Consider the following 11,313-nt stretch of genomic DNA (forward strand, 5'->3'; position numbering starts at 1 on the left):
AACTATTTGGAATGTTATATCAAATAACAAAATGAAATCGAAAGAATGAAATACGCAGAATTTGAGATAGATTCAAATAATATAGAATTCTTTAATTCCTTATTTGGAAATGAGAGTATTTTTGGTGATAAAATTGAGGTTTCGAATAAGTTTTCATTTTTTGCAACAAAACACAAATTTGATTTGGGTTCTGACCAATTTATTTTGAGTTCCTCTTTTAAAGCTTTAGGTAAACGACAATTAGACTTAAGAATAAAAAATTAATAAAAAATCTAAATATAGATTTGAATCCGAATTATAAAATTCACTGGGGAGCATTAGTTATCATTTTTGGAATAATAATTTTTAATTATTTGAAAAGTTGATTAACAAAAGCACAGTTTACAACATCGTTTAACAGCAAATGGCAGGCATTATGCTGAAAAGTATTATTTTAGAGACCAATCAACAAACAACAAAACCGACAAATTCGCGTCCTTACTCCACGCCACTTGCGTTAAACAAGACCGTTGTAATTTAGGGCTCAGAAAAAAATAATTGAAAAATAATGAATTATCGAAAAATATTTCAAATTATAAGTTACCTCCAATATCCATTTATTTTGCTCGCGCTTTATTTTTCAGTTAAGCCTTATTTGAATGGGTTTAATTATTTGATTAAAAATCCCGACATAATTTTTGAACAATACAACTTTGTTTTGATCTTTATGGGATTGGGAATTAGTTTTTCTACACTTCAAGACACAACTAAAACGCAAAGTAATTTTTCAAAAAAAATATGGGAAAATCCGAAAAAAGGAAAATTATTTATTGGCATATTGACAATTCTCACCTTCTCAATTCTGACCTTTGGAATCTTTGGTTATTTTATTACAAATAATGAGAATATTGAACAGTTATCTTTCGGAACAATAGTATTAGGAATTGGATTTATCGGATTTTTAAAAACCGGTTTAGATGTGTTTGAAAATCACAGATTAGATAAAAAAACTATTGATAACGTCTTATAAAAAACTAGAATTCTAAAAAACAACATATAAATGAATAAAAGAAAAATCGGTATCGGAATAATGATATTTGCAATTTTCATTATCGGAATTGGAATTGGGCTAAAATTTAGCAACTCTCAAATGAATACCAATATGTTCACAATTGGAGGTTTAATTCTTAATGCTATTGGCCTTTTAATTTTAGTTACTGCCAATAAAAGAACGGATAAGTAATCTAAAAATCGATGTCGGAATTAAATATGTTTGTAAAAGCAAACTCAACTCTGCTGAGTTTACTCATATGTGAAAAACGGATATATTTAATACTTACTCGGAGTATCGCCCCAAAATACAACATCGGTTAAGCGCAAATAGCGGGCATTTGAACAAAAAGTTATATTTTAGAGACCAAGAAACAAACAACAAAGCCGACAAGTTTGCGTCCCTAATCCACGCCACTTGCCTTAACCAAGACCGTTGTAGCGCATTTTTCAGAATGAAAATTCAAAGAATATATAGAATAAAATAACAAAGATAGCATCAGAAGATATTTTTAGATTCAGCATTTTTAATTTGAAAAACTGATTGAAAATTAGAACTTTAGAATAAATTAAAGTTTAAAAGAGCGCAACCATTTGAAAAGTCAATATCTATTGTATAGAACATTTTAATAGAGCTATTATGAAACAGATTGGATATTTAATTATAATAATTTTTTTAATTATTAGTTGTGACAAAAATGATGATAATCCTGTAGAATGTTCCGAATCGGGCAATTGCGATAAATGTATTATAATTAATAGTGATCTTTATAATCTGACAAATACGGACAATTATACAATACAGAATATAACAGTTAATCAAGATTGTTTAGAAATTGAATTTGGTTCGTCCGGTTGCGATGGAAATAGTTGGGAAATTGATTTAGTGGATTTGGGTGGAATATCGGAAACTGCTGTACCTCAAAGAGATTTAAAATTAAGATTGATAAATATAGAAGAATGTGAAGCATTTATTACTCGAACTATTTCCTTTAATCTTGAACCATTACAACTAGGTAATTATGAAGCTATTAATTTAAAAATTGCGGACTATAACGGTTTAATAAGATATGAGTACTAAAAAAACGCGCAACAACATCGTTTAACAGCAAATAGCGGGTATTTGAACTAAAATTGTTATTTTAGAGACCAAGAAAGAAACAACTAAGCCGACAAGAACGTGTCCCCTACTCCACGCCACTTGCGTTAAACAAGACCGTTGCATGCAATAAAACGGGCTTCTGGAAATTAAAATGGATTTTGGGGAAAGGTTACTAAAATGTGGACAACTCCTGGAATTAAATCAAGGGAGCGGACAAAGGAAGGCTCCCTTTTTCAGACTTGTGCGATTGAAATCGTTGAGAGTTTCACTATCAGAACGTTGACACGTACCAAAGTCTGAGGAAAGGTAGCGGAAAGAAACCATATTTTCTATGGAGGATTTCCGGTAATTTTGCAGTTTAATTCCAGGAGTTGGACTCGTAGCCCGAATTTTTTACCAACGATGCTTTATCCAGCGCGAGAGGATAAAGACACATAAGTAAAAATAAAATCCATTTTAAAAGAAATTATTGTAGCACCCGTCTGACTTCGTAATTTTTGATTCGCATTATTAACCAAATAATGCTAAATTACTGCACGCAACGGCGCATAAGCGCCATTTAAAAAAAAACGGCGCTTATACGCAGACGTTACCTACAATAGCTCCGCGACAAAAACGAAGAATATTTTAAAGAAAATAATTCCAGCTGACTCTAATTCGAACGGAATTAAATGAAAAATATCTTAAAGAACAAAAGCTTCAAATGAGAAATTCAGAGATAAAAATAATTCGTTCTGATTCTTACTCGAATGGAATCAAATGAAAAATAGAAGTAAAGAACTAAAACAAAAATTTAAGAAATTAGAAATGAAAATATCTCTCTAAATCTTACTCGAACGGAATTAGATGAAAATAAATCTAAGGAATAAATTCAGTAAATACTTACTCTCACTCAATTTCAAAAGTTCTACTAAAATTTAACCAATAAAGAGAGGAATGCGGAATCGTTCGTTCTTACTCAAACCTGGTCGCTACAGTAGGTAACATCGGTTAAGCGCAAATAGTGGGCATTTGAGTAAAAAGTATTATTTTAGACACCAAGAAATAATCAACTAAGCCGACAAGAACGTGTCCCTACTCCACGCTACTTGCCTTAACCAAGACCGTCAGACTGTCTAAAAACCTTCCTTTTTCTTAACAACTTTGTTGACTACTTTTTCAGGATCGTTTTCGTTCTTTTTAGAACTTTGGGTATCTTCATGCTATGAAATTTATTATAGGAAAAGATCGGAAACAAGCTGCTTTGTTTCCTGTTTCATTAGAAGAAAGTATTGAGACAGAGAATGAAGTCCGTGCCATCGAGCTCTTTGTCAACAGCCTTGATTTGGAAAAAATGGGTTTTAAGGTACGCTTTCCCGAAGGAGGAAGACCCGCTTATCACCCTGCGGTACTGCTCAAATTGTTCATCTATGGGTATTTGAACCGGATACGTTCCTCCCGGATTTTGGAGAAGGAATGCAGGCGCAACATTGAAATGATGTGGCTCATTGAACAACTTTCCCCGGATCACAATACCATTGCCAACTTCAGAAAGGACAATCCGGATGCCATTAAAAGGGTCTTTCGTGCCACAGTGCAACTTGCCAGGAACTTTAACCTGATTGGCGGTAAGATCATCGCCGGTGACGGCACCAAACTCCGGGCACAGAACAGCAAAAAAAAACAATTTCAACACTAAAAGAATTGACAGGCACCTGCAGTATATTGACAACAAGCTGGAGCAGTACAACCAGGATATCGCCAGGGCCGATGGGGAGGCTGAAAAGCAGGAAGCCCAAAAAGAATAGCGACATTCACACCGGCAGAAAAGAAGGCTAATAAAAAACTGAAACAACAATTGGAAGAAACAGGAGAATCACAAATTTCAACCTCTGATCCGGAAAGCCGTCAGATGATTCTCCGGGGCAATATTACAGAGGTAGCCTACAATGTACAGTCTACCGTAGATGCGCAGCACTGCATCCCCATCGATTATGAAGTCACAAACCATAATGATAAAAAAGCGATGGGAGCTATGGTGAGAAGAGCGAAATCTATTCTTGGGAACACTGATTTCACCGCTCTTTTTGACAAAGGCTATCATACAGGTTCTGAACTGGAAATCGCCCGGGGTTTAGGGATTAAAACCCTGGTTGCCATTCCTGCCACGGCCTCCAATGCACCGGACACCAGATATAATGTTCAACATTTTGTGTACGATGCGCAAGAAGATCATTACATCTGTCCTGAGAATCATTTTCTGAAAACCAATGGGAACTTTTACATCAACCACCGGGGAAAATCCAATCAGTCTGAATTTAAACAGTATAAAACAAAAGCATGTAACGGATGCCCGGTGCGGGAGTTATGCACCACGGCCAAAAACGGGAGACTCCTGGCAAGGAACATATACACTCCGGTTTATGAAGAGAACAAAAGAAATATGGAGGCTGATCCTGAACTCTATCGCCGAAGGCAAGCCATTGTAGAGCATCCCTTTGGAACTATAAAGCGGCAATGGGGTTTTGATCATATCCTTTCCAAAAAGGGAAAGAAACGAGCCTCTGCAGATGTAGGCTTTATCTTTATAGCCTACAATCTCAAACGAATATTAAGTCTGATGGGTAAAAAAGGGTTCCGGGAGATGTATGCTCAGTTGATTCTTTGTTTATCTGTCTTAATCCAGGCTTACAAAGCCATTTTTAGGACATTATATTCAAATGATACTATAAACCCTAATTTCAGCCCTACTCCTAATCCCACGGTTAAAAAGCTTATTTTGGCCCATAATTGGCAGTAAACGTAGGTTTTTAGACAGACTGCCGTTGGCAACAATTAAAATCAAAAATGAAATATGAAAACTAGATTAATATTATACCTTTTTCTTGCGATTTTGATTTCCTGTACAAATGATGATCCCAAGGAATGTATCGGATATAGAAACGAATACGTAACAGAGGTTAATGCTCCTTCTTCCGGAAAAATAAATGAAGCGGTAGAAATTGAGATTGATTTTGTTGTTAATAATGGGTGCGGAAATTTTGAAAAATTTTTAGAGAGTGGTAGTGAACAATCTAAAACAATTGAAGTTCAGGCAAAGTATGAGGGTTGTATCTGCCCACAAGTTACTCGAACGATAACAGCTGTTTATGAATTTATTCCTCTCTCAACAGGAGAATACGAACTAAAGTTCAAGTCTGGAGAAACCGAATTTACTACTGTGAATCTTATAATAACCGAATAAAAACTGTTGCCAGTCGAGTAGGCAAGGGGAATTTCACCCCGAGCCTCTCACAGAACCGTACGTGAACCTCTCGATTCATACGGCTCTTGTTATACAGTCGATAGAGCCTAATATTTAGACCAATTTGTATCCCAGTTCCCAATGATAGAACAGATTTGGATATGACTTTGTAATAAACCGAAGCCATTTTACGGCTTTGATCTTGCTTCCTTTGAAGCTTTTGTACTTGTTCAATATCCATCTGATCATACGATTGTGCAGGTAATAGAACACTGGTTGCAGGCTCCTACGACTTACTTTTCCATAATACTGAATCCAACCACGAATCTTGGGGTTCAGCAAGTTTGCTAAATCCTTTATCCCACGTTGAGTTTTATTATGGAAAGCAAGTTTACGGAGTTCTCCCGTGATTCGAGCTTTGGACTTTCGGCTCATTTTACAATCAAACTGAAGGAAGCTTCCGCCCTTTTTCAATCTGAACCTTATCGGCTGAAAACTGAAACCCAAGAAATCGAACTGTACAGGGTACCCTTTGAGGTCTCTGCCATCCTTTTTACAGTACACTATTTTGGTCTTTTCAGGATGTGCGGTCAGACCGCATTCTGTCAGACGTTCTTTTAGAACTGCAAGTGTATGGACAGCCTCCCCATGGCTACTGCAATGCACAATCAAGTCATCTGCATAGCGCACCATCTTTACTAGTGGATAGTATTTCTCTAACCATTTGTCCACACAGTAATGCATATATAGATTAGATAGCAGTGGGCTGATTACCCCTCCTTGAGGGGTGCCTTTGCCCGTGGATATTTTAACCGTTCCATCTTCTAGTATTACTGGAGCTTCCAGCCACCGTTTGATGTAGAGCAACACCCACTTCTCCGAAACATGGCGTTCCAAAGCTTTCAACAGAAGGCTATGGTCTACATTCTCAAAGAATTCTTGTATGTCCAAATCTATCACCCAACTATATCGCAGCACGTTTCGACGTACAATCTCAATAGCTGTATATGCACTCCTGTTGGGACGGTATCCATAAGAGTTTTCTGAAAATATGGATTCCAATCTAGGTTCAAGGTACTGCTTCACTACTTGTTGAGCTATCCTATCGCTTACTGTGGGAATACCCAAAGGTCGGGTCTTACCCCCTGCCTTGGGAATATTGACCCGCTTTACCGCAGGTGCAAAATAACTTCCTGATGCCAGTCTATTCCAAACCTTGTACAGTTCCTTGGAACGTACACTATCGAATTCCGATAGGGTTTGATGGTCTATTCCAGCACTTCCTCTGTTACTTTTTACCTTCTTGTAGGATTCCCACACCATCTCCTTGGTTATGGGGATCGACTTTGTTTGTTCTTTAAAAATCATCCTTACAATTTTTAAGTTGTTCTTAAATTTAAACTGTATAACTGAAGTCCTTCGCTCCGCTCCCATTACAGGAGTTTCAACACTACTACAACTTCATCCGCAACCTATGCGCTCATTAGTAATCGACTTACAGGTATTTCCTGCTTGTGTTTTCCTTTTCCCATAGCGCATAGGCTTCCTGTGGTTCCATAATAAAGCCTGGATAGAAGTCATGCCCGCTTTATGACGGTTGCCGTATAGACAGTAATTAGGTTCCCTCTACACTTATCCCTGATTCCTCGATATAAATCAGGTTTTGACAACAACTGGTCATTTCGTCACTTCATCGCAAGGTTCGCTTTCGCTCATCTCTTCTATCCTTACCTGACTATTTTAAATAGCCTTTTCTCCTATCGCTTCACACACCTTTGTTGCCTTGGATGCGTCATAGAAGTGGTTTGATGAGTTTTCCTAAAAACCCTCATCGGAGGACCTGCCTCCATCTTTATTATAGCTTACACAGCACACATCGAGTAGACGGCTCCGCCAGAAACTGACGGAGTGCGCCTCTCACACCACGGTATCCTTCGACTTCGCTCTGGACAAGCCAAGCGGGTCTCGTATACGGCGGTTCACCAAATCGAAGTTTGCGTTTTGTTTAAATAATCTGTCATAGGTTTATAGCCTCTTCGCTTCGATCTAGATAGGGTTATTGTAGTGCCTAATATGGGGCTTTGGGATACTGCCCAGCCTCCCATTCGGGTTCTACTCCAAGCATAAGCCTGTCCTTTTTCTATTCCTAAACGAATCAAATTCTTGCGTTTCCGTTCTGCTTTCTTCCAATGATGCCAAATGCAATATCGCAGTCGGTTGCGCAACCACTCATCCAGCTTTTTCAGCTTTGTGTAAATGTTTGTTAACCGATAGTTGTTAAGCCATCCTCGGCACACTTGTGTGAGTCGGCTTAAACGTTCTGATAAGGATACTGGATTGGTTTTCTTGGTTAAAAGTTTTAGTTTTCGCTTGAATTTTTCCCAACCTCTTTTGCTTACTATAAGTTGATACTGTCCTTTTACACCTTTCTTATAAATGGGTACAAAGCCATGTCCTAGCAATTCAAAATTTACGGGACGGCGTATGCCACTTTTTGCTCGGTTTATGGGTAGATGTAATTTTTCTTTGAGAAAAATAGACACCTCATTACCCACTTGCTTTGCTGTTGCTTTCGATCTTGTATAAATACTAAAATCATCTGCATAACGGACATAACGAAGACCTTGCTTGCTAAGAAATTTATCTAAAACATCTAATACGATATTAGATAACAACGGACTTAGGGGACTCCCTTGCGGGATGCCTTTTCGCCGTTTGACTAAGCGCCCTTTTATAAGTATGGGCGCTCGTAACCATTTGCGGATTAATCGCAGAGTTACTGGGCAGTTTACTTTGTTGTAAACCAGTTGTAGTAATAGACTGTGATCTACTTCATCAAAGAATCCTTTTAAGTCGATATCTACAATATCTTGGAAGCCATCATTGATGTATTCCTGTGCTTGTAGTACCGCTTTGTGGATGTTCTTCTTAGGGCGGAAACCATAACTAAATGGCTCAAATTCGTATTCAAATTTGGTCATTAGTATCTGGTTTACTGCCTGTTGTAAACACCTGTCTACTACGGTGGGGATACCTAAGAGTCGGGATTTACCCTTTTCTTTGGGTATGGGCACTCCTAAAATTGCTTGAGGTATATAGCCATTGGTGTGAATAGAAGAAACTATTTGATCTCGATTTGCCCGTATATACAGGGCTAATTTTGAGACTGCCATACCATCTACTCCACTCGCTCCGTTATTTTGCATCACTTTGTGCGCTGCTTTATAAAGGTTACCGGCTTGTAATACTTCTGCAATCATAAATTAAAAAAAAATAATGCTTACTTCTGTTGGCTTAAGATTAGGCTAGCTAAGCCTCCTAATCGAATTTCAACTTGATTTAATGTTCCGTCCTTCCTACTGTTGTTCCTGATGGGGTATGGTATAAGCAATCCCACCGCTTGTCCGTTTCTAAGTAGTACTATGACTTCTGCTGACTTCTGTGCTTAACCAACTCGTAGTTGCACAGACCTCCCCAGGTAAGAACATCTTCTTTCACTCAATCCCTGCCGTATCTACATACTTACCCTTTTTGTGTTCTTAGGGCGTTACAATGATGTGTTTGCTTACCCAAGTAAATATGCCTCTGTATACGGTTTCTGCTTGGTTTATCCTGAGCGTAGCCGAAGGGTCAGTACCGAGTTTTGTAGTCTCGCTTTCTTCAGATATAACCTCACGGTTACCACCCTTGCGACTTACTAATGCTTCCAGACGTTACTCCAGCGCATAAGGGACTTGCACCCTCTAGATTAATAAACTACTTTTAAGTAGTTTTAAAGATGCCCATACTGGGCACACACAACATATAAAAACAATGCTTAATTTGTTCTTGAATCGAAACTCCGTGCTTGCTTGCAACGCCTGATTGTCCTGCGGACAATCAAGCTCGCCCGCTCGCACTGTTTTTATACGAGACGTTGGGGTGCATGTAGATAAAATCGAGATTTAGATAGAAAAAGTAAATGGACAATTACAAAAAAGATAGCTTAACCCTTAAAGGTGCTGTGGCGCTTGGCACAGGAGTGATGATTGGAGCAGGTATTTTTGCTCTTTTAGGTCAGGTAGCCGAATTATCTGGAACATGGTTTCCATATATTTTTATTCTCGGTGCCATTATTTCTGGTTTCAGTGCTTATTCGTATATCAAAGTTTCGAATGCATATCCCTCAGCAGGTGGTATTGCCATGATTTTGATGAAAGCTTACGGTAAAACTACTTTAACGGCAGCTGCATCAGTATTGATGGCGCTTTCTATGATTATCAATGAAAGCTTGGTGGCCAGAACATTTGGGTCCTATACCCTGCAGCTTTTTGATATAACTAACAAGGATTTATGGGTACCCGTGCTGGGAGTAGCTTTATTAATACTTGCTTACATCATTAATGTATCAGGTAATAAAGTGATTGGAAAGACTTCTCAATTTATGGCCGTTATAAAAATTGTTGGCATCATTGTGTTTGCTATTGGAGGTCTTTGGGCTGCCCAGTTTACTATAAGTGATATTCTACCCGCATCAAGTGATGTAAATAACTATTCAGCAGCTAGTTATATAGGAGCTATTGCGCTCTCCATATTGGCTTATAAAGGATTTACGACCATTACGAATAGTGGTGGAGAAATCACCAAACCCCACAAAAAATGTAGGACGATCAATCATTCTTTCATTAATCATTTGCACAGTAGTCTACTTTTTAGTGGCAATTTCAGTGAATTCCAGTCTAACGATTTCAGAAATAGTAAAAGCAAAGGACTACTCTTTGGCAGAAGCTGCAAGACCTGCTTTTGGTAATTATGGCCTTTATTTCACGGTAGGAATAGCTATAGTAGCTACAATTTCAGGGGTGATTGCCAGTATTTTTGCTGTGTCTCGTATGACAGCTATGCTTACTGATATGAAGCTTATTCCGCACAGCCATTTGGGAATGTCAGGAAGCATTCAAAAACATATGCTAATTTATATTGTCGTCATTGCCATAACCCTAACCGTTTTCTTTGACTTATCACGCATTGCCTCAATAGGAGCTATTTTTTACTTAGTTATGGATATGATTGTCCATTGGGGGGTGTTTAAACACCTGAGAAAAGAAGTAAAAGCAAATGGAGTGATACTGATATCAGCATTGTTACTCGATTTAATCGTATTAATCGCTTTTTTATGGATTAAAGCAACTACGGACATTTTCGTAGTCATTATTTCAGCAATTGGAATTATTTTGGTGTTTGCCGGTGAAAAATGGTTTTTACATTGGAAAGAAAGTGAATAGGACGTTTAGATTAAAACACGACACCCCAGTCGAGTAGGCAAGGGGAATTTCACCCCGAGCCTCTCACAGAACCGTACGTGAACCTCTCGATTCATACGGCTCTTGTTATACAGTCGATAGAGCCTAATATTTAGACCAATTTGTATCCCAGTTCCCAATGATAGAACAGATTTGGATATGACTTTGTAATAAACCGAAGCCATTTTACGGCTTTGATCTTGCTTCCTTTGAAGCTTTTGTACTTGTTCAATATCCATCTGATCATACGATTGTGCAGGTAATAGAACACTGGTTGCAGGCTCCTACGACTTACTTTTCCATAATACTGAATCCAACCACGAATCTTGGGGTTCAGCAAGTTTGCTAAATCCTTTATCCCACGTTGAGTTTTATTATGGAAAGCAAGTTTACGGAGTTCTCCCGTGATTCGAGCTTTGGACTTTCGGCTCATTTTACAATCAAACTGAAGGAAGCTTCCGCCCTTTTTCAATCTGAACCTTATCGGCTGAAAACTGAAACCCAAGAAATCGAACTGTACAGGGTACCCTTTGAGGTCTCTGCCATCCTTTTTACAGTACACTATTTTGGTCTTTTCAGGATGTGCGGGTCAGACCGCATTCTGTCAGACGTTCTTTTAGAACTGCAAGTGTATGGACAGCCTCCCCATGGCTACTGCAATGCACAATCAAGTCATC

Annotated in this window: 12 protein-coding genes and 1 pseudogene; 10 read left to right on the top strand and 3 right to left on the bottom strand. The window is 38.2% G+C overall.

The window, feature by feature from the left end; genetic code table 11:
- The first annotated feature begins 45 nt into the window (after positions 1 to 45).
- From GILLI_RS07240 to GILLI_RS07265, 7 genes are all read left to right on the top strand, one after another.
- Complete coding sequence (locus GILLI_RS07240) at positions 46 to 264, top strand: hypothetical protein (protein WP_006988448.1); 219 nt, start codon at positions 46 to 48, stop codon at positions 262 to 264.
- A 283-nt stretch (positions 265 to 547) separates the two neighbouring features.
- On the top strand, positions 548 to 1,009 hold the full coding sequence (locus GILLI_RS07245; protein WP_006988449.1) for a hypothetical protein: 462 nt from the start codon (positions 548 to 550) through the stop codon (positions 1,007 to 1,009).
- 30 nt (positions 1,010 to 1,039) lie between these two features.
- A complete protein-coding gene (locus tag GILLI_RS07250; RefSeq protein WP_006988450.1) occupies positions 1,040 to 1,222 on the top strand; it encodes a hypothetical protein in 183 nt (60 codons plus the stop codon).
- Between the two features lie 447 nt (positions 1,223 to 1,669).
- On the top strand, positions 1,670 to 2,110 hold the full coding sequence (locus tag GILLI_RS07255; RefSeq protein WP_006988451.1) for a hypothetical protein: 441 nt from the start codon (positions 1,670 to 1,672) through the stop codon (positions 2,108 to 2,110).
- A 1,225-nt stretch (positions 2,111 to 3,335) separates the two neighbouring features.
- Positions 3,336 to 3,809: an IS1182 family transposase gene (locus tag GILLI_RS18685; RefSeq protein ID WP_050855595.1), complete on the top strand. Its 474-nt coding sequence runs from the start codon at positions 3,336 to 3,338 to the stop codon at positions 3,807 to 3,809.
- A gap of 159 nt (positions 3,810 to 3,968) precedes the next feature.
- Entirely contained in the window at positions 3,969 to 4,910 is a 942-nt protein-coding gene (locus GILLI_RS18690; RefSeq protein WP_217179241.1) for a transposase, read from the top strand.
- A 54-nt stretch (positions 4,911 to 4,964) separates the two neighbouring features.
- Positions 4,965 to 5,354 carry a hypothetical protein gene (locus GILLI_RS07265; RefSeq protein ID WP_006988452.1) on the top strand — a complete coding sequence of 130 codons (390 nt, stop codon included), beginning with the start codon at positions 4,965 to 4,967 and terminating at the stop codon, positions 5,352 to 5,354.
- A gap of 114 nt (positions 5,355 to 5,468) precedes the next feature.
- Here the strand turns inward: GILLI_RS07265 and ltrA (GILLI_RS07270) are convergent, their stop codons facing one another.
- Together ltrA (GILLI_RS07270) and ltrA (GILLI_RS07275) are read right to left on the bottom strand one after the other, a co-directional pair.
- Entirely contained in the window at positions 5,469 to 6,722 is a 1,254-nt protein-coding gene (gene ltrA, locus GILLI_RS07270; protein ID WP_006988453.1) for a group II intron reverse transcriptase/maturase, read from the bottom strand.
- 611 nt (positions 6,723 to 7,333) lie between these two features.
- Positions 7,334 to 8,614, bottom strand: a complete 1,281-nt coding sequence (gene ltrA, locus GILLI_RS07275; protein WP_006988454.1) for a group II intron reverse transcriptase/maturase — start codon at positions 8,612 to 8,614, stop codon at positions 7,334 to 7,336.
- Positions 8,615 to 9,378: 764 nt separating this feature from the next.
- Here ltrA (GILLI_RS07275) and GILLI_RS19120 point away from each other — a divergent pair.
- Positions 9,379 to 9,933 (top strand): annotated as a pseudogene (locus GILLI_RS19120) (amino acid permease); the annotation flags it as partial.
- Between the two features lie 31 nt (positions 9,934 to 9,964).
- Complete coding sequence (locus GILLI_RS19125; protein WP_342633061.1) at positions 9,965 to 10,618, top strand: amino acid permease; 654 nt, start codon at positions 9,965 to 9,967, stop codon at positions 10,616 to 10,618.
- Between the two features lie 130 nt (positions 10,619 to 10,748).
- Here GILLI_RS19125 and GILLI_RS18880 read toward each other — a convergent pair whose 3' ends face one another.
- Positions 10,749 to 11,069, bottom strand: a complete 321-nt coding sequence (locus GILLI_RS18880; RefSeq protein ID WP_245545650.1) for a group II intron maturase-specific domain-containing protein — start codon at positions 11,067 to 11,069, stop codon at positions 10,749 to 10,751.
- Between GILLI_RS18880 and GILLI_RS18885 the strand changes: the two genes are divergently transcribed.
- On the top strand, positions 11,013 to 11,313 hold a 301-nt coding region (locus tag GILLI_RS18885), incomplete at its 3' end, for a hypothetical protein (RefSeq protein ID WP_040506490.1). The two genes, GILLI_RS18880 and GILLI_RS18885, sit on opposite strands and share 57 nt — an antisense overlap.

This window comes from Gillisia limnaea DSM 15749 (assembly GCF_000243235.1).
Lineage (GTDB): Bacteria > Bacteroidota > Bacteroidia > Flavobacteriales > Flavobacteriaceae > Gillisia > Gillisia limnaea.

Coding starts and splice junctions, on each gene's coding strand:
- ltrA (WP_006988454.1), bottom strand. CDS start 8,614: ATGATTGCAGAAGTATTACAAGCCGGTAACCTTTATAAAGCAGCGCAC.
- ltrA (WP_006988453.1), bottom strand. CDS start 6,722: ATGATTTTTAAAGAACAAACAAAGTCGATCCCCATAACCAAGGAGATG.
- GILLI_RS07255 (WP_006988451.1), top strand. CDS start 1,670: ATGAAACAGATTGGATATTTAATTATAATAATTTTTTTAATTATTAGT.
- GILLI_RS07245 (WP_006988449.1), top strand. CDS start 548: ATGAATTATCGAAAAATATTTCAAATTATAAGTTACCTCCAATATCCA.
- GILLI_RS07265 (WP_006988452.1), top strand. CDS start 4,965: ATGAAAACTAGATTAATATTATACCTTTTTCTTGCGATTTTGATTTCC.
- GILLI_RS18880 (WP_245545650.1), bottom strand. CDS start 11,069: ATGAGCCGAAAGTCCAAAGCTCGAATCACGGGAGAACTCCGTAAACTT.
- GILLI_RS18685 (WP_050855595.1), top strand. CDS start 3,336: ATGAAATTTATTATAGGAAAAGATCGGAAACAAGCTGCTTTGTTTCCT.
- GILLI_RS07240 (WP_006988448.1), top strand. CDS start 46: ATGAAATACGCAGAATTTGAGATAGATTCAAATAATATAGAATTCTTT.
- GILLI_RS07250 (WP_006988450.1), top strand. CDS start 1,040: ATGAATAAAAGAAAAATCGGTATCGGAATAATGATATTTGCAATTTTC.